We start from the raw sequence: 18901 nt of genomic DNA, 5'->3' as shown, positions 1-18901 counted from the left end.
TTTATGAAATTCATGGTACAATAAAGCTAATAATTGATTTCGTAAAAAGGAGGCGGAAAATTGAAATTCTACTTTAGACGTGACAGCGGAGATAACATGGCGTATGGCGTTTATGATGAAAGTGGGAAACCAGCTTTTTTGATTAAAACCAATGGGCAGCAGCTGGGACTTAGATTGATTATAACGACTCCACAAGAGATACCAGTTGCCAGACTTCGTATTTTGGGAATGAGAGAACTTTATCATTGTGGGATTTCAATAGAAGGGCAGACTGGAATGCAGGTCGTTTTAAATCCGGTTTCCAGACAGCATCCTGTTCGTATCCGGGGCAGAGATTGGAGATTTCGTGGGAATCTCATTGATCGCAGTTTTGATTTTGTGGATTCCCATGCATCATTGATCATGACACATTCGTCGGCTTACGGCGTTTCTGAAAATGATTATGTGCTTGTTGTGCCAGATGATCGTCATGCCTTAGAAGCTGTCTGTATTGCAGCTGCAGTAGATTGTCAAGAACAGATTTTGCAGCCTGCACCGCTTCCGGTATAACTTTTTTTGAAACTTTGCATGAACTTGTTCTATAACAGCAACAGGGAAAAATAATGAAATAAATAAAGGGGCTTTCAATAAAATGAGAGCCCCTTTATTTTGAACTGTTTTATAGATTCGATTGTTTGTTAATATTCAATACTTTTAATGGCTGGGATATCCTTTAACAACTTAATAACGTCTTCGGCATTATAAGCAGCCGGATAACGAACGAGAAGCGCAATTTCCAGCTTTTGCGCAGAGAGCCGTTTTGTCTGAAGGCTGGTGATTTCAATATGATGCCTTTCAAAAATTTCTGAAAATAAAATATGAATATCTTCATCGATCGAGACTTCAAGAACCAGTTTTTCAAAAATCGGTTCTTGAGAAACTTTTTTACAGTGAAGTAGAAATAGCTGAACGGCCACAATTAAAATAGAAGCGGCGATGCCTAAAAGATACATGCCGGCACCAAGTGCGCAGCCGACACCGACGGTTGCCCATAACCCGGAGGCAGTTGTAACGCCGGTAACATTTTCTTTTCGGACAAAAATGACACCGGCGCCGAGAAATCCGATGGCGGTGACAACACCCGCTGTAATTCTGGATGGATCAAGAGAAACTCCTTTTTCACCGATCAGGTCGAAAAATCCATATTTAGAAGTCAGAGTCATCAGCGCAGAAGCCATTGCCACAACGGCATGAGTGCGCATCCCGACTGTTTTAGTATGATTGGAGGATTGATCGTAACCAATTATGCAGCCGCATAAAGCTGCCAAAATTAAACGCAGTAGATATTCTCCCTGAATGATCCAGAAATTTTCCTCCATCGTGGTGGCCTCCTTTTATATTTTCCTATATTATAACATGGTTTGAGAAAATTTGTGCAAAGCAATCGAATCTTGACAGAGACCTGTTTTTCGCGTATAATACTTAATATTATTGAGGACAATATTAAATGATATACAAAAACAAAGATGGGGAAAAAGGCAAAAGATTTCCAATCTCAGAAAGTCGGCGGATGATGTGAGCCGATATTGTGCTTTTGCGAATCAGTCACCCCGGAGTTGTCTCGCTGAATCAACATTAAGCGAGACCGAATGGAAGACTTTCGCGTTAAGAAAGAGAGGGCTTTAAAAGCCGAATGCGGGTGGTACCGCGGATCTTTTATTACAGATTCGCCCCGGATACAGAAAAAACTGTATCCGGGGTTTTTATTTTTAAGGATTAATTTATAAAAAGTGGTTGGAGGAATAACCGATGAGCAGAGATATCGCAAAGTCTTATGATCCCGGAGAAGTGGAAGATCGAATCTACGACTTCTGGGAGAAGGGAAATTATTTTCATGCGGAACCTGATCCAAAGAAAGAGCCATATACGATTGTGATTCCGCCACCAAATATTACGGGGCAACTTCATATGGGGCATGCCATGGATGAGACGCTCCAAGATATTCTGATCCGTTGGCGTCGGATGCAGGGACGCTGTGCATTATGGCTCCCCGGAACGGACCATGCCTCTATTGCAACCGAAGCGAAAATTGTGGAAGCAATGCGCAAAGAGGGAATTACAAAAGAACAAATTGGACGAGAAGCGTTTTTAGAGCGTGCATGGGCTTGGAAGGAAAAGTTTGGCGGAAGAATTGTCGAACAGCTTCGTAAATTAGGCTCTTCCTGTGATTGGCAGCGCGAACGCTTTACACTGGACGAAGGCTGCAGTAAAGCAGTAAGAGAAGTCTTTGTGCGCCTTTATGAAAAAGGCTTGATCTATCGCGGAGAACGGATTATTAACTGGTGCCCGCACTGCAAGACTTCTATTTCTGATGCAGAGGTAGAGTTCAGCGAAAAAGAAGGGTCTTTCTGGCATGTTCGTTATCCGTTTAAAGACGGCAGCGGCTATCTGGAGTTTGCAACGACTCGTCCGGAAACAATGCTGGGAGATACGGCAGTAGCGGTGCATCCAGAAGACGATCGCTATCGTGATTTGGTTGGCAAGACGCTGATTTTGCCGCTTGTCGGCAGAGAGATTCCAGTGATTGCGGACGAATACGTTGAGCGGGATTTCGGAACCGGTGTTGTGAAAATTACACCTGCCCACGATCCGAACGACTTTGAAGTTGGTCTGCGGCATCATCTTCCGGTCATTAATATTATGAATGATGATGGTTCCATCAATGAAAACGGCGGCAAATACTGCGGAATGAGTGGGATGGAAGCTCGTAAGCAGATTGTCAAAGAACTTGACGAACAAGGATACCTCGTCAGCATTGAGCCGATCAAGCATAATGTGGGTACTTGTTATCGCTGCCATACTGTGATTGAACCGCGGGTGAGCAAGCAGTGGTTTGTGAAGATGGAACCTCTTGCAAAACCGGCCATTGAAGCGGTGCGCAGCCATGAAGTTCGTTTTATCCCGGAACGTATGGAAAAAGTTTATTATAATTGGATGGAAAACATCAAGGATTGGTGCATTTCTCGTCAGCTCTGGTGGGGACATCGGATTCCGGCATGGTATTGTGATGACTGCGGAGAAGTTACGGTAGCTCGTGAAGCGCCGAGTGTTTGTTCAAAATGCGGCAGTAAGCATCTGCATCAAGATGAGGATACGCTCGATACGTGGTTTAGTTCTGCTCTATGGCCGTTCAGCACACTTGGGTGGCCGGATCAGACAGAAGATCTTAAATATTTTTATCCGACCAATACATTGGTGACCGGCTATGATATTATTTTCTTCTGGGTTGCAAGAATGATTTTCTCCGGAATTGAGGATATGGGAGAAGTACCGTTTAAAACTGTCTTTTTCCATGGACTGGTTCGGGATTCGCAGGGCCGTAAGATGAGTAAGTCTCTGGGGAATGGAATTGACCCGTTGGAAGTGATCCAGAAATACGGTGCTGATGCTTTGCGCTTTACGCTGGTAACGGGAATCAGCCCCGGAAATGACGCCCGCTTTTCTGCTGAGCGTGTGGAAGCAAGCCGGAATTTTGCAAATAAGATCTGGAATGCTGCCCGTTTTACACTGATGAATATTGATGGGCATGAAGTGTCAAATTGCCTCCCGGAAACGTTGACAATAGAAGACAAGTGGATTCTGAATTCCTTTAATCAGCTGTGCCTCGAAGTGAATGATAATCTGGAAAAGTTTGAGTTGGGTATCGCGGCGCAAAAACTTCACGATTTTATCTGGGATCAGTTCTGTGATTGGTATGTGGAAATTTCTAAAATCCGCTTGCAGGGAGACGATGAAAAAGCGGCGCAGAATGTGCGTCAGGTACTCTGCTGGGTGCTGACCAAAACTTTAGCGCTTCTTCACCCGTTTATGCCGTATCTGACGGAGGAAATCTGGCAGAGTTTGCCGCATGAGGGAGAAGCTCTTGTGGTTGCAGAATATCCGCAGTATGACAAGAACCTTTCATTCCCGACAGAGGCTGCGCAGATGGAAATCGTCATGGATGCCGTGCGTGCCATTCGTAACCGCCGCAGTGAGATGAATGTTCCGCCGAGCAGAAAGGCAAAGCTTTATATTGCAACAGCGCAGAAGGCAGAATTTGAAGCGGGAACCAAAGTGTTTGAGCGCCTTGCTTCTGCAAGTTCCATCGAGGTCTCAGATTCATTTGATCTTTCGGGAGCGGTTACGATCGTCACCAGCCATGCGAAAATTTATATCGAAATGGACGAACTGGTGGATCGTAAGGCTGAGATTAGCCGTTTGAAAAAGGAATTGGAAACCGTTACGAAAGGCTATAACAGCGCGAAAGCGAAGCTTAATAATGAGAAATTTATGCAGAAAGCGCCACAGAATGTAATTGATGGTGTGCATGACAACATGGAAAAATTAGAAAAACGTATGACGCTGATTCAATCCAGTCTTTCTGCGTTGGAGTAATGTAAAAAGGAGGAGAAGCTTTCGATGACCTACGAACAGGCGGTTGAGCAGATCGATTCTCTGCCGCGCTTTGGGTTAACGCCGGACCTCGATCATATGCGGATTTTGCTGTCACGAATTGGAAATCCGCAGAATGCGCTGCAGTTTATTCATGTGGCCGGGACGAATGGCAAGGGTTCAACTTGTGCGATGATCGCTTCTGTTTTGCGTAAATCGCGCTATCGGGTCGGCTTGTTTATTTCTCCTCATATCAGTGATTTTTGCGAGCGAATTCAGGTAAACGGGGGCATGATTCCGCATCGAAATTTGATTCAGCTAACGGAAAGCCTCATGACGATTGTAAGACAGCTTGCTGATGAAGGAATCATCATCACGGAATTTGAGATGATTACCGCCATGGGACTTTGGTGGTTTCAGCAGCAAAAATGTGAGATCGTTGTTTTGGAAGTTGGCCTTGGGGGACGTCTTGACGCGACAAATGTAATTGAAAAGCCACTTTGTTCCGTAATTACACACCTTGCTTTGGATCATACTTCGATTCTTGGAGAAACAATCGGGCAGATTGCCTATGAAAAATGCGGGATTATCAAAGAAGGCGGCGTAACGGTCTGCTATCCGGAACAGGAGCCTCAAGCAATGGAGGTAATCCGAAAGATTGCTGAGGAGCGGCATAACCGCCTGATCGTTGCAGATCCTTCCGAGATTCAGCTTCTTTCAGAGGAATTGTCCGGTACGGTTCTTGGATATCGCGGCATGATGATTCATCTTCCGCTTTTAGGAGATCATCAGATTCGAAACGCATGTACGGTACTCGCTGTGCTCCGTTATCTGAAAGAAGATCTTCAGATGCATATTAGTGAGCATAGTTTAACTGCCGGATTTTTAGCGGTATCCATGCCTGCGCGGTTTGAAATTCTTCGGGAAAGGCCGCTTTGTATTTTGGATGGCGGTCATAATCCGGATGGTATGCAGTCCCTTGCAAGGGCACTCAAAAGATATCTGCCCGGAAAGCGGTTAGTCGCCGTAACAGGGATGATGAAGGATAAAGATGTACCCCATGCGATTGAAACATGCAAAGATGTTTTCAGCGAAGTAATTACACTCCCGGTGGAAAGTCCGCGGACTATGTCGGCCGAGGAGCTTGCAGAATGCTGGAGAAAGATCGGCGTTTCAGCTCAGGTGGGGGAGTATCCCGAACAGGCTATCGCCACGGCAGTGGGGATGGCAGGAAAGAATGGCGCCACCGTTATCTGCGGGTCCCTGTATCTTGCGGGAGAACTGCGCCGCACAGCAATTGATCTTCTAAGGCTGCTGTAAAGTTTAAGAAAATATTTATATAAAAAGGGCCATGAGCCGGTACCAAACGAGGGAAATACCAACTCATAGCCTTTTTTATTTTATGATTCTGAATTTTTACTTATGTTAGAACTTTATTAGTCCTGGAAAAGCGGTGTTGAAAGATAGCGGTCTCCGGTATCAGGTAAAAGAGCAACGATGGTCTTGCCTTCGTTTTCGGGACGCTGAGCCAGTTCCAGTGCAGCAGATACGGCAGCACCGGAAGAAATACCAACGAGAAGGCCCTCTTTTTTAGCGAGTTCTTTGCCGATGATGAAGGCATCTTCGTTTTCGACTGCAATGATTTCATTGTAAATTTTAGTATCCAGAGTATCGGGGACAAATCCGGCGCCGATTCCCTGAATCTTGTGCGGACCGCCGTGACCTTTGCTCAAAACCGGGCTGGAAGCCGGCTCGACTGCAATTACCTGTACGTTCGGATTCTGTTCTTTCAGATATTTTCCGGTTCCGGAAAGAGTTCCGCCGGTACCAACTCCTGCAATAAAGAAATCTACTTTTCCATCGGTGTCTGCCCAAATTTCGGGGCCGGTCGTTTCGTAATGTGCAGCAGGGTTAGACGGGTTTACAAACTGCCCTGGAATATAGGCGTTTGGAATCGTTTTTGCAAGCTCATCTGCTTTTGCAATTGCGCCCTTCATTCCGGCAGCACCATCAGTTAACACAAGCTCCGCACCGTAAGCTTTTAGAAGGCTGCGGCGCTCTACGCTCATTGTTTCGGGCATTGTCAAAATGATGCGATATCCACGCGTAGCTGCAACGCTGGCAAGACCAATACCAGTATTGCCGCTGGTTGGCTCAATGATTACAGAGTCAGCCTTGAGTTTTCCGGAATCTTCTGCATCTTTGATCATGCGCAGTGCAATACGGTCTTTTACACTTCCTGCGGGATTTAAATATTCCAGTTTTGCAAGAATGTGTGCCTTTAGGTGATGGACTTTTTCAAAATTGGTCAATTCCAAAAGCGGTGTTTTTCCAACCAACTCGGTTAGACTTTTATAAATTTTTGCCATTGTAATCCCTCCAACATATTATTCATATATGATTAGTATGTATTAATAATATCACCTTTTTCAGAATTGTCAATAGCTTTTTTGAAATAATCAGTAAATTTAAAAGAAGAAGAGTTAGAAATGAAAAGCGGTCATGAATTCTGATGAATATTGCTTGTTCACGCTTTTGAAACATGATATAATAAATTGTTATAAAGAAAGAGTACATTGTAATTATGATTGGATATTAAGGATCGATGGTGTATTCTTAAAAATTTACAGCACCGATTTTTGGCTAAAATAGGTGCTTTTTATAATTTTGGAACGGTGAGAGAGGTTTTTAGAATGGATAGTTTTTGGGTTGCGCTAAATGCAGTAATGCCATTTTTGCTGTATATTGCTTTTGGATACGGAGTTCAGCATACAAAATTGGTGGATGAAGAGTTTTTAAACCGACTCAATACGATGGTTTTTAAATGTTTCTTCCCGATTTTGATGTTTTATAATGTTTACAAAACCAAAGCAGGATTTCAGCTTGATACAAACTTGGTTATCTACGCATTGCTTAGTTTATTGATTGTTGTGGTACTGCTTATTTTGATTGTACCACGGCTGGTGAAAGAGAATCCGGTACGCGGCGTTGTGATCCAGGCAATTTACCGCAGTAATTTTGTGCTGTTTGGAGTGGCATTGACAGTTTCTGTTTATGGAGAAGACCAAGCATCTTTAGCGGCTATTTTAGTTTCGATTGTTGTTCCTGCTTATAATGTAATTGCCGTTATTGTTTTGGAAATGTTTCGCGGAAGAAGGCCGAATCCAAAACAGTTAATTAAGAATATCATTACAAATCCGCTGATTCTGGGTGCCTTGTGTGGACTTGCATTTTATCTTTTGGGGATTCATCTCCCGGATGCTCTCGAAAAAACAGTTGCACAGTTTTCCAATCTGACGACTCCTATGGCGTTATTTACGTTAGGAGGTACGCTGCATTTTTCCGATATGGCTCGCAATGCAAAAGTGTTGACGATTGGGCTTCTCACAAAATTGATTTTGATTCCGGCAGTCATTCTAGGAATTGCTGTTGCGATTGGTTTTCGGGGACCGGAGCTTTTCGAGTTACTTGTTATGTATGGTGCACCGGTTGCAACGGCATCCTATGCAATGGCACAGAATATGGGCGGAGATGGAAAACTGGCAGGGCAGTTTGTAGTGATTAGTACAGTGGCCTCGGTTCTTACGATCTTTTTCTGGATCTTTTCACTTAGGAACATGCAGCTCATTTAACTTAAGATCAAGAGTACAAGAAAGAAAAATAATATGAAACAGAAATGGCTGACTAAAGGGACGATAGCGGTGCTTTTAATGGCAATTTTGACGGGATGCTCCGAACAGGCTTCCCCATCAAAGAGTGCGGCAATTTTGTCCTCTTCTACGACGCCATCGCAAGAAATTTTTTCTGCAGAATCGGCGGCTCCGGACGTAAATTCAGGATCGGAAACGGTGACACCGGAATTTGAGGCGAAGAAAAAGCTCTCTCAGATGACATTGGAGCAAAAGGTCGGACAGCTGTTTTTCCTTTGTTATCGCAAAGATGCTGATGGAAATAATCTTTTAAAACTTGATGAAGCTTCACAAAAGCAAATTCAGCACATTCAGCCGGGAGGAATTGCGCTCTTTGAAGAAAATATTAGTACAGTAGAGGGAGTACGCAGCTATATTCAAACAGCAGAAATTCAAGAAACGCTGCCTCCATTTATTTCGATTGATCAGGAAGGCGGCCTTATTCAGAGAATCAAAAATACGGATTCTATTCCGGCAACAAATGTGCCGCCAATGATGGAAGTAGGCAATACCGGCGATACAGCTTTGGCAAGAAAGATCGGGAATGTTTTAGGCAGTGAACTTTCTGTGTTTGGCTTTAATTTGGATTTTGCGCCGGATTGTGATGTTTTTTCCAATCCTAATAATACCGTGATCGGCAACCGTTCTTTTTCCAGTGATCCGAATGTGGTTGCATCTATGTCAATCGCAGTCAGCAACGGATTGCGGGATACCGAAATGATCCCTGTGATAAAGCATTTTCCGGGGCATGGCGATACAGATGCGGATACACATGTAGGATATGCGGTTTCAAATAAAACCAAGGCAGAGTTGGAACAAACAGAATTGGTGCCTTTTAGAGAGCAGATTCGATCTGGAGCAGAAATGGTTATGGTGGCACATATCAGCCTGCCGCAGATCAACGGAGATAATACACCGGCTACGCTTTCTCAATCGGTCGTTACCGGAATTTTAAGGAATGAACTTGGATTTCATGGGGTCGCAGTCACCGATGCAATGGATATGGGAGCAATCACCGAAAATTACACTTCGGCAGAAGCGGCTACGATGGCACTAAATGCCGGAATGGATATGATTCTGATGCCGAAAGATCCGGAGGAAGCCTATCAGGCAATCTTAAAAGCCGTGCAGAATGGTACGATTTCACAAAAACGCCTTGATACTTCTGTGCTGAGAATTTTGACACTAAAATACAAAGATGATTTGTTTGATTATAAAAAGCTTTCCGATCCAAGTGTCCTTGGCTGTGAAGAGCATCAAAGAGTCGTTCGGCAGGTAACAGGCTGATAGAAAGAGATTCAGTGTAAGCTGAATCTCTTTTTTGACGGAATAACGTCTATATTTTTGATTTTTTTACCGAAATAGGGTATAATTTTAAGCAATAACAGCGATGACTGGGGGATTTTAAAATGCAGCAAATTCCAATTGTAATTGTCGGAGGGGGGCTTCCGGACTTTTCTGCGCAGTACAAATTGCAGAGAAACTTGGCGGAAAAAACATTTTGATTTTGGAAGCCGGGAAACGGGTTGGCACAAAGTTACTCGCTACCGGAAATGGACACTGCAATCTTACAAACCTTCGGGTGTCGCAGGAACACTATCATGGAGATGTCAAAAGAGCAGAAGTGCTTTTGCAAAAATATTCTCCCGAGACCGTTATTGAATCGTTTCGAAAAATCGGGCTTCTCTGCCGGGAAGAGGGAGAAGGGCGCGTCTATCCCTACAGCATGCAGGCTTCTTCGGTTTTGAATCTTTTGCGTGCCCGTCTTGAGTTACTGGGAGTACGTGAACGCTGTGAATTTGAAGTGGTTGAAATTCAAAAAGATGGGAATGGCTTTCTTCTCCTTTCGAAAAGCAACGAAAAAATAAGAGCTCAAACTTGTATTTTAGCGACTGGGGGAAAAAGCAGCGCAAAATTTTCTTCCGGATATGATCTGCTGCGGCAGCTTGGCCATACGATTCCCAGCTTGAAACCGGGACTTTGCCCGATTTTTGTTTGTGAACAGCAGAAAATTCGTACACTAAAAGGAATAAGAGCTCGGGGAATGGTGACTCTGCTCCGCAAAGGAAAAGTTGTTGCCTGCACGATGGGAGAAATTCAATTTACTGCACAAGGACTTTCAGGAATCTGCATTTTTGATCTTTCCGGAAAAGCTTTGCCGGGGGATCTTATTTCGTTGGATCTAGCACCGGAATATGACGTAAAGACTTTAAAATCATTGACAGAAGCATGTGATGGTTCTTTGCAGGGGGTTTTGCCAAAAGCATTGGCTGCCTGTTGTACACCGGAAGATTGTAAACATTTGCAGTTTACCGTACAAAAGACAGCACCGTTTCAAAATGCACAGATTACAGTTGGTGGGGTTCCATTAGATGAAATTGATGAATCCTGTGAGTCACGCAAAGTTCGGGACCTCTGGATTTTGGGAGAGCTTTTAAATCTAAATGGAGACTGTGGTGGCTTTAATCTGCATTGGGCATGGATTACCGCGATGGCGGCAGCCGAAAAAATCAGTCGGGAGGGAATCAAATGAGATATCGAATTTCATCACTGTCGCTGTCTCTTTCTTATCGGCAGGAGGACCTTTTTAGGCTGGCAGCGCGCAGTTTGCAGATTCCTTCCAAAGAGATTTGTCATTTGGAACTTATCAAAAAATCAGTAGATGCACGTCATAAAGATCAGATTCATTTTATCTGTACGGTGGAAGTTGAAGTTGATCGTAAAATCCCTGGAATTTCTCGCAATTCGAAGGTAACGGAGGCAGTTCCTTATCGTTATGTTCTGCCTGAAAGTAAGCCGCTCGTTACGCGTCCGGTAATTGCCGGCTTTGGTCCTGCGGGATTGTTTGCCGCTCTGATTTTAGCGAAGTCGGGACAACGTCCCATCGTTTTGGAGCGCGGAGCTCCGGTGGAAGAACGGCAGAGATCAGTACAGGATTTTTGGAAGACTGGTGTACTAAATCCAGAAAGCAATGTCCAATTTGGAGAAGGCGGAGCGGGAACTTTTTCCGATGGAAAACTAAATACCGGAACGAAAGATATTCGGATTCGTTATGTTTTGGAACAATTTGTTTCGGCAGGAGCACCAGAATGTATTTTATGGGAGGCAAAACCACATATTGGAACAGATTTGTTGCCAAAAACTATTCAAACTTTGCGAAATCAAATTCTGTCTTTGGGTGGAGAAGTGTATTTTCACAGTAGGGTAGATGGATTTTTGCGCAATTCTGATGGGTCTTTAAAGGGAATACGAGTTCATTCTTTGGATGGATTTTCTGAAATTCCGTGCGAACAGCTGATTTTGGCAGTTGGGCACAGCGCGCGGGATACTTTTTCGATGCTTTTTAGAGAAGGTGCTCTTCTAGAACCAAAACCGTTTGCTGTTGGTGCAAGAATTGAACATTTGCAGCAGAAAATTAATGAGAGCCAATACGGTGCTTTTTCCAAAGAACCGGCTTTGGGTGCAGCTGATTATCGCATGGCAGTTCATCTGGAAAATGGGCGCGGTGTTTTTACCTTTTGCATGTGTCCCGGTGGCATGGTTGTTGCAGCTGCCAGCGAAGAGGGAAGAGTCGTTACAAATGGAATGAGCACTTTTGCAAGAGATGGTAAAAATGCAAATTCGGCGCTTTTGGTTGGAATTACGCCGCAGGATTTTGGAAGCGATCATCCGCTTTCCGGCATTGAATTTCAGCGTAGATTAGAAAAGGCAGCATTCCTAGCTGGAGGCGGTGCTTATTTGGCACCATGCCAGCGCGTGGGGGACTTTTTGAATGACAGAAAGACGGATCTTTTTGGAACCGTCGAACCGACTTATCCAAGAGGAGTCCAGCCGGCAAATTTACAGGAATGCCTTCCAAAATTCCTCTGTGAGGCAATGGGAGAAGGAATCCTTAGAATGGATCGGAAACTACATGGCTTTTCTGATCCGGATGCTCTGTTGACGGCTGTAGAATCTCGTTCTTCTTCGCCGGTCCGGATTGTGCGCGGAGAAAATTATGAATCCGTTTCGATTCCGGGGCTTTATCCATGCGGAGAAGGAGCCGGATATGCAGGTGGAATTGTTTCTGCAGCGGTTGATGGGATTCGCTGTGCAGAAAAGGTTCTTCAAAAAACGATGGAATAAAAAAGCAGAGAACTTTTTAGTCCTCTGCTTTTTTATATGGGTAGCATAAATAGAAAAATGAGGCAAAAGGCTAAATGAAATACAAAAGATTCGATTCAGCCTCAAAAATCAATATTGTTCGATTCGGCGCTGTTTGCGCAAGGCGTCTCTTTTTCTCCGGCTTGCCAGGCCACTTTTTCTTCGTCTGTTTCGACAATCAGAGAAGGAACCATAGTTGGATGTTCATTCTTATCCAATGCAACCATTACAAAGTGAGCGGTATTCACAAGTTTGCGGCTTCCGTCCAGTTCTTCCACGTAACTATCTACCTGAACCTCCATAGAGGTTCTTCCAACATAAGTGATTTTTCCAAACAACAGAACGGTATCGTTGATATGTACAGCTTCTTTAAATTGAAGATTATCGATAGAAGCGGTAGTGGTATTGCAATGGGAGTGCCTACGCGCAACAACTCCTGCAACAACGTCAATCCATTCTACTAATTGCCCGCCGAAGAGTCTTCCAGCACCATTAATATGGCTGCTTAAAACAATTTGTGTCTGCACGACCTTAGATTCTGAGACATGCTTTGAAGGTCTTGTTTCCATGACGATCACTCCAGTTTTAAAAATTTTCACTTAATTTCTTTTAAATGTTCCATGTTCTTTTTGATCTGTTCGCAACAATGATGGAATTTTTCTTTTTCTTCAGTATTCAGTGACAGCTCTACGACTTCTTCTGCACCATGTGCTCCGATTACAGCAGGAACACCGGCGAACAGCCCGGATTCTCCATATTCCCCGCAGAGTTCACAGCTTGCCGGAAGAATTTGTTTTTCATCATGAAAAACAATGTGTACCATTCTTGCGGCGGTACTGGCAATCGCATATTCGGTGCAGAATTTTCCACTGAATGTACGCCAGCCGGCACCAATTGCATATTTTTGCATTTCATCACGGTCAAATTGGAATCGTTTGTCTGTTTTTGCCCACTCATCTAGAGATTTACCGCGGAAAGATACACAAGACCATGGTGCAAACTGCTCGCTGCCATGTTCCCCCAGCATATAAGCGGTAATGGATTTATGATCGATTCCAGTTTGTTCCGCCAGAGCTGAAATTAATCTGGCTGTATCAAGGCCGGTTCCAGTTCCAAATACGCGGCCGCGCGGAAGTTTGAGCCCAAGAGCCAGCTGTCTGGTAACAATATCGCAGGGATTAGAAATATTAATCAAAACTCCATTAAAACCAGAAGCTTTGATTTTATCAACATAGCCGTTTACTGCGGCGATGGTAAAGTCCATTTCCATCAGACGATTGTTATTGCCGCGGAGCAGATCGATATTGCCAACACTATTTACAATGATATCACAGTCTCCAAGGTCTGCAAAGCCGCCGACAGCGACTTTTATCCGATGAGGAAGATATGCAACACTGTCAATCAAATCTTGACATTCGCTTTTTACTTTGCTTTCATTCTGATCGACCAAAACAATTTCATCCGCAATTCCCTGAACAGCGATGCTGTATGCGACATGAGCGCCCACATGTCCTAGACCAATGATGCCAACTTTTTTTGTTCTCATCTTTTACCCTCCTAAGATACAAATCCCCAAAAGCTTCAAAATCTTATGTAATTTGGATTATTCTTTATTGTAGACTCATGATTTTAACTTGTCAATGAAGATCCTATTTACAAAAAATCGTTTTAATTGATTTCTTTTTTCATTCGGGTTATAATATTAGCAGTAAATGTTTTACAAGTAAGAAATGTTATTCTTAATATTTGTACTGAAAAATCAGTAAAAAGGGTGTGTATTCGAATGAAAAGTTTTTCAAAAGTGATTGATGATAAATATATGGGTTCTGTTAAAGTTGGTCCTAAAGGGCAAATTGTCATTCCAAAAGAGGCACGGGATATGTTTGAAATCCAACCAGGAGATACGCTGCTGCTGCTTGCCGATAAAGAGCGTGGAATCGCAATTCCACAGAAAAAAGATTATGATCAGCTTTTTAAAAATTTATTTTCACTGGAGCATGGAATACCAGAAGAAAAGTAAAAGAAGCCTTTTCTCTTAAAGTCAAGCTGAGAGAAAAGGCTTTTATATTTTAAAAACCGGCAAATTCGTTTTCGTTGTATAGAAATAGAAAAAGGAGGGTAAACTTTTCCTGCAGGGGGAATTTTTTGATGTTTGCAGTTATATTTGCCATCATTGCTGGGGCTGCAATGAGCTTTCAGGGAGTGTTTAATACACGCCTGAGTGATCATATTGGGCTTTATGAATCGAATGTACTGGTGCAGGGAATTGCATTTTTATGTTCTGTGATTGTTCTGATTTTTTTTGGGACCGGAAATTTCAGTGCGGTTCAGGAAGCAAGCAAAATGGACCTTCTCGGAGGAGCTTTGGGAGTTGTCATCACAGTTACCGTTATGCTGGCTATGAAAGGGCTTGGAGCAACGATTGCGGTCTCTATTATTCTAATTGCACAGCTTCTTACAGCGGCTGTAGTGGATGCGTTTGGCCTTTTGAATGAAGAAAAAATTCCGTTTACATGGCAGAAGGTGCTGGGATTAATCCTAATGGTCGGAGGAGTAATGTTATTAAAATACAAACTTCCGACATAAATTTTTTGATTCATATTTCGTATATTTTTCTTTCAAATGACACAGAATAAACACATCCACCGTCTATTCTATATTTATTAAATGATTACAAGATTCTTTTTCATAAATTTCTCCTCTCTCTAAAAAGGATGGGCTGTCGAAGTTTTTCGGCAGCCCATCCTTTTTATTATGCTTTTTGTTTTTGAAATTTTTCTCGCTCTTTTTTTGATTTTAAAACTTTCAGTCTTGAAAATTCTTCTCTGTCTTTTTCTTCCAGCGCATCTGAAATAAATTTTACAGCTTTTTGGAAGCGGGGAATCATAATGTTTTTCAGCGCGTTTGCTCGCTTCTGTGTCTTTTTAATAGAATCTGCGAGGCGATAAACGCTGTTTTCCACCTCAGCAAGTTCTGCGGTCAAATATTTGACTTCTTGAAATTTTGAAAAGGCAAGATCGAGCGATGAATTTGTCTGAGAAAGTCCAAAGGGAATCTCTTGTTTTTCCTGAGGATCTTTAATCGTAACGATCGGAATTTCTACGCCCATGACGCTGCGAAAGGATAGCTTTAAACTGTTATCCAAAGGAACCGTGCGAGCTAGATCAACTCCAATGCCCAATGTAATATTTGCTTTTTGCAGAGCGGAATATGCTTCTTCATAAACATTGTCAATTTTACTCTGAATTTCGTTGGCACGGGAAATTAGCTGCATCATCTCGCGAATCAAGATGTTGCGTTTACGGTCAAGCAGCTCAAAACCGGTCTGCGAAAGGGAGAGTGTACGCTTGGTAGCCAAAAGATTACCTTTTGTCGGAACGGTTGTGATTGCCATCGGTTATTTCCCTCCCACTGTAGTTTGGTCAAAATTAAGATTTGTAGAGTCAGTCACTTTTTGTTTCGCGTTTTCCTGTTCTGCTTTTTGCTTCTCAACTTCCTTTTTGGCTTTTTCATAGTAGCGGTCGAGAAAGTCATCGTCTACACGATCCAGTTCACTGCGCGGGAGGGTTGCAAGTAACTGCCAGCCTAAATCAAGGCTTTGCGCAAGCGTCCGATTTTCATGGAATCCCTGCCGTAAAAAGCGATGTTCAAAGAGATTGCCAAATTTTATATAATCTTTGTCAATAGGGGATAGTTCTTCTTCACCGATTACGCTTGCCAAAGACCGTGCATCATTTACTTTTGCATAGCTTGCGAAAAGCTGATTTGCGAGAGCCGGATGATCTTCGCGGGTAAATCCTTTGCCGATACCGTCCTTCATAAGACGAGAAAGACTTGGGAGAACACTGACAGGAGGATAAATTCCGTTTGCATCCAAATTGCGATCCAAAGAAATCTGGCCTTCTGTAATATAGCCGGTCAGATCAGGGACCGGGTGCGTAACGTCATCATTTGGCATTGTTAAAATTGGTAGCTGCGTAACACTGCCGGGTTTGTCTTTTATCATACCTGCACGTTCATAAAGGCTTGCAAAGTCGCTGTATAAATAACCAGGGAATCCCTTTCTTCCTGGAATTTCTCCTTTTGAGGAGCTAAACTCACGCAAAGCTTCCGCATAGCTTGTCATATCGGTCATAATAACAAGAATGTGCATTCCAAGTTCAAAAGCCAGATATTCGGCAACTGTCAGCGCACAGCGCGGACAGAGAGTACGTTCAATAATCGGATCACTGGCAAGGTTTAAAAACATAACGACTTTTCCAAGAACGCCGCTTTCTTCAAAACTGCGTTGAAAATATTCTGCGACATCATTCGTAACGCCCATGGCGGAAAAAACGATTGCAAAGTTATCTTCTCCACCCTTATCAGTGATCTTTGCCTGACGAGCAATTTGAACAGCCAATTCATTGTGCTTCATGCCGGAGCCGGAAAAAATCGGCAGCTTTTGTCCACGAATCAGCGTAGTCAGCACATCAATCGAGGAAATGCCGGTATTAATATAATTCTGTGGGTATTTTCGACTGACAGGATTGATTGGGGTACCGTTGACGTCAGCACATTTTACAGGGAAGATATCGCCAAGCCCATCGATGGGGTGACCGGCTCCATTAAACACACGTCCAAGAATTTCGGGAGACAGCGCCATTTCCATCGGGTGTCCGGTTAGACGAGTGCGTGTGTTTGTCAATGAAATTCCGCGCGTTCCTTCAAACACCTGAATCACGACACGAGAGCCTTCCATCTGAACCACACGTCCTTGGCGCTGGGTACCGTTTTCGAGCTGAATGGTTACCATTTCATCAAAGGAAATATTCGGGACGTCATCCAGAACGATCAGGGAACCGTTGATTTCTTTGACTCCAACATAATCCAAAATCATTTTCTGCGCCCCCTTAAGAGTTCATCACAAGTCCGGAAACGGTTTTATCGATTTCGGACAAGTATTGATCAAAAAGTTCCAATTTGTTATTTGGAACATCGTATTTCATCTTAATAATTTTATCGAACAGGCCGGATTGTACCAGACCGGAAATCGGAATATTGGTGGTGACCAATTCCTTTGCCTTGTGATAGAGATGGAGAATTACTTCCATCATGCGCTTTTGCTTTTCCAGCGGAACATAAGTGTCCTCTGGGTGAAAAGCATTTTGCTGCAGAAAACCAACACGAATGACCCTTGCAATCTCAATAACCAACTTTTGGTCATCCGGCAGTACATCGGCACCAATCAATTTTACGATTTCCATCAGCTTATTTTCTTCCAACAGGATGGAGCTGATTTCGGAACGATATTTGATAAATTCAGGGCCGATATTTTTTTCGTACCATGGATTCAAATCGTTGACATATTCCGAATAACTTTCCATCCAGTTGATAGCAGGATAATGGCGCGCATAGGCGAGCGATTTATCGAGCGCCCAGAAACAACGGGTAAAACGTTTGGTATTCTGAGTAACCGGTTCGGAAAAATCACCGCCTGCAGGAGAGACAGCGCCGATCAACGTAATGGAACCTTCACTTTCGTTTAGGTTTTTCACGAGACCGGAGCGCTCATAAAATTCTGCCAGACGGCTGGGCAGATAGGCTGGGAATCCTTCTTCAGCAGGCATTTCTTCCAAACGGCCACTGATTTCACGCAGAGCTTCTGCCCAACGTGAGGTAGAGTCCGCCATCATTGCCACATGATAGCCCATATCGCGGTAGTATTCACAGAGCGTTACACCCGTATAGATACTAGCTTCACGGGCAGCAACAGGCATATTGGAGGTGTTTGCAATCAGAACGGTACGGTCAGTCATCGGACGTCCGCTTTTTGGATCAATTAGGGCGCCGAATTCTTCCAAGACCTGACTCATTTCATTTCCACGTTCTCCGCAGCCGACATAAACAATGATATCTGCATCGCACCATTTTGCAAGTTGGTGCTGTGTCATCGTTTTCCCGGAACCAAAACCGCCAGGAATCGCTGCCGAACCGCCTTTTGCGATCGGGAACAGTGTATCAATGACACGCTGGCCGGTGATCAGTGGTACAAAACTTGGCTGCCGTTCTTTTACAGGGCGCGGGGTTCGAATCGGCCAGCGCTGGCAGAGAGTCAGCGGGTGGACGGTACCTTCTTCATCAGTAATTTCTGCAATCGTATCGTTGACCCGATAGCTGCCGTTTTCCATCACTTTTGTAAACGTGCCGGAAAGGGCAGGGGGAACAAGGCAGCGATGCTCGATTGCTGGTGTTTCCGGGCAGGTAGCATAAATTTGTCCAGGAGAAGCTTGATCGCCTTGGTTTACTTTCAGGGTCATATCCCATTTGCGCTCCTGATCGAGTGCAGGTACATTACAGCCGCGCGCAATAAATGCGCCGGAAGAATCTGCAATCGCTTTTAAGGGGCGTTCAATTCCATCAAAAATATTATCCAGAATTCCAGGACCAAGCGTTACATTCATCGGGAACCCGGTTCCAGTGATCGGCTCACCTGGGCGAAGTCCCGTGGTCTCTTCATAAACCTGGATTGTAGTGCGGTCGTCGGTGATGCCAATTACTTCACCAACAAGTTTTTGCGTTCCTACATAGACCATTTCCATCATGGAAAAGTCTTTGGTGTCTTTTACGGTGACGACCGGCCCGTTAATGCCGAAAATCACATTTCTACTCATTCACAG

General features: G+C 43.8%; 15 protein-coding genes, 1 pseudogene and 1 other annotated feature. Of the genes and pseudogenes, 9 read left to right on the top strand and 7 right to left on the bottom strand.

What is annotated here, in order from left to right; genetic code table 11:
• Nucleotides 1-60: 60 nt before the first annotated feature.
• Nucleotides 61-549, top strand: coding sequence for a hypothetical protein (locus ACVS9P_RS07730; RefSeq protein ID WP_452103004.1), 489 nt, complete (start codon nt 61-63; stop codon nt 547-549).
• 128 nt (nt 550-677) lie between these two features.
• Here ACVS9P_RS07730 and ACVS9P_RS07725 read toward each other — a convergent pair whose 3' ends face one another.
• Nucleotides 678-1358 carry an MgtC/SapB family protein gene (locus tag ACVS9P_RS07725; RefSeq protein WP_452103003.1) on the bottom strand — a complete coding sequence of 227 codons (681 nt, stop codon included), beginning with the start codon at nt 1356-1358 and terminating at the stop codon, nt 678-680.
• 135 nt (nt 1359-1493) lie between these two features.
• Nucleotides 1494-1717: a binding site (T-box leader), on the top strand.
• 71 nt (nt 1718-1788) lie between these two features.
• On the opposite strand from ACVS9P_RS07725, the gene ACVS9P_RS07720 reads away from it, so the two are divergent.
• Both ACVS9P_RS07720 and ACVS9P_RS07715 read left to right on the top strand, forming a co-directional pair.
• Nucleotides 1789-4413: a valine--tRNA ligase gene (locus ACVS9P_RS07720; protein WP_452103002.1), complete on the top strand. Its 2625-nt coding sequence runs from the start codon at nt 1789-1791 to the stop codon at nt 4411-4413.
• Between the two features lie 24 nt (nt 4414-4437).
• Entirely contained in the window at nt 4438-5730 is a 1293-nt protein-coding gene (locus tag ACVS9P_RS07715; protein WP_452103001.1) for a bifunctional folylpolyglutamate synthase/dihydrofolate synthase, read from the top strand.
• Nucleotides 5731-5846: 116 nt separating this feature from the next.
• Here ACVS9P_RS07715 and cysK read toward each other — a convergent pair whose 3' ends face one another.
• Nucleotides 5847-6779 (bottom strand): cysteine synthase A, encoded by a 933-nt coding sequence (cysK, locus tag ACVS9P_RS07710; RefSeq protein WP_452103000.1) that lies wholly within the window; start codon nt 6777-6779, stop codon nt 5847-5849.
• A gap of 324 nt (nt 6780-7103) precedes the next feature.
• On the opposite strand from cysK, the gene ACVS9P_RS07705 reads away from it, so the two are divergent.
• The 4 genes and pseudogenes from ACVS9P_RS07705 (at nt 7104) to ACVS9P_RS07690 (ending at nt 12224) form a co-directional block, all read left to right on the top strand.
• A complete protein-coding gene (locus ACVS9P_RS07705) occupies nt 7104-8042 on the top strand; it encodes an AEC family transporter (protein WP_452102999.1) in 939 nt (312 codons plus the stop codon).
• A gap of 33 nt (nt 8043-8075) precedes the next feature.
• Nucleotides 8076-9386 carry a glycoside hydrolase family 3 protein gene (locus tag ACVS9P_RS07700; RefSeq protein ID WP_452102998.1) on the top strand — a complete coding sequence of 437 codons (1311 nt, stop codon included), beginning with the start codon at nt 8076-8078 and terminating at the stop codon, nt 9384-9386.
• 166 nt (nt 9387-9552) lie between these two features.
• Nucleotides 9553-10632: pseudogene (locus ACVS9P_RS07695) on the top strand (NAD(P)/FAD-dependent oxidoreductase); the annotation flags it as partial.
• Nucleotides 10629-12224, top strand: a complete 1596-nt coding sequence (locus ACVS9P_RS07690) for an NAD(P)/FAD-dependent oxidoreductase (RefSeq protein ID WP_452102997.1) — start codon at nt 10629-10631, stop codon at nt 12222-12224. The pseudogene ACVS9P_RS07695 and the gene ACVS9P_RS07690, both read left to right, overlap by 4 nt.
• Before the next feature lie 101 nt (nt 12225-12325).
• On the opposite strand, the gene ACVS9P_RS07685 is transcribed toward ACVS9P_RS07690, so the two are convergent.
• Together ACVS9P_RS07685 and ACVS9P_RS07680 are read right to left on the bottom strand one after the other, a co-directional pair.
• The gene (locus tag ACVS9P_RS07685) at nt 12326-12811 is read right to left on the bottom strand and encodes an acyl-CoA thioesterase (protein ID WP_452102996.1); all 486 of its coding nucleotides are present in this window, start codon (nt 12809-12811) and stop codon (nt 12326-12328) included.
• A gap of 26 nt (nt 12812-12837) precedes the next feature.
• Nucleotides 12838-13788, bottom strand: coding sequence for an L-lactate dehydrogenase (locus ACVS9P_RS07680; protein ID WP_452102995.1), 951 nt, complete (start codon nt 13786-13788; stop codon nt 12838-12840).
• Between the two features lie 237 nt (nt 13789-14025).
• Between ACVS9P_RS07680 and ACVS9P_RS07675 the strand changes: the two genes are divergently transcribed.
• Together ACVS9P_RS07675 and ACVS9P_RS07670 are read left to right on the top strand one after the other, a co-directional pair.
• Entirely contained in the window at nt 14026-14262 is a 237-nt protein-coding gene (locus tag ACVS9P_RS07675) for an AbrB/MazE/SpoVT family DNA-binding domain-containing protein (protein WP_452102994.1), read from the top strand.
• Between the two features lie 128 nt (nt 14263-14390).
• Nucleotides 14391-14828, top strand: a complete 438-nt coding sequence (locus tag ACVS9P_RS07670; protein ID WP_452102993.1) for a DMT family transporter — start codon at nt 14391-14393, stop codon at nt 14826-14828.
• Between the two features lie 166 nt (nt 14829-14994).
• Here ACVS9P_RS07670 and ACVS9P_RS07665 read toward each other — a convergent pair whose 3' ends face one another.
• Genes ACVS9P_RS07665 through ACVS9P_RS07655 form a run of 3 tightly spaced genes read right to left on the bottom strand, consistent with a single transcriptional unit; the run spans nt 14995 to nt 18895 of the window.
• A complete protein-coding gene (locus tag ACVS9P_RS07665; protein ID WP_452102992.1) occupies nt 14995-15636 on the bottom strand; it encodes a V-type ATP synthase subunit D in 642 nt (213 codons plus the stop codon).
• A gap of 3 nt (nt 15637-15639) precedes the next feature.
• A complete protein-coding gene (locus ACVS9P_RS07660; RefSeq protein ID WP_452102991.1) occupies nt 15640-17121 on the bottom strand; it encodes a V-type ATP synthase subunit B in 1482 nt (493 codons plus the stop codon).
• Between the two features lie 13 nt (nt 17122-17134).
• On the bottom strand, nt 17135-18895 hold the full coding sequence (locus ACVS9P_RS07655; protein ID WP_452102990.1) for a V-type ATP synthase subunit A: 1761 nt from the start codon (nt 18893-18895) through the stop codon (nt 17135-17137).
• Between the last annotated feature and the right edge of the window lie 6 nt (nt 18896-18901).

Source organism: Caproicibacterium sp. NSD3 (assembly GCF_053613275.1).
Note: the sequence above shows the minus strand (reverse complement) of the source record. Positions and strands in the feature narration are given on the sequence as shown.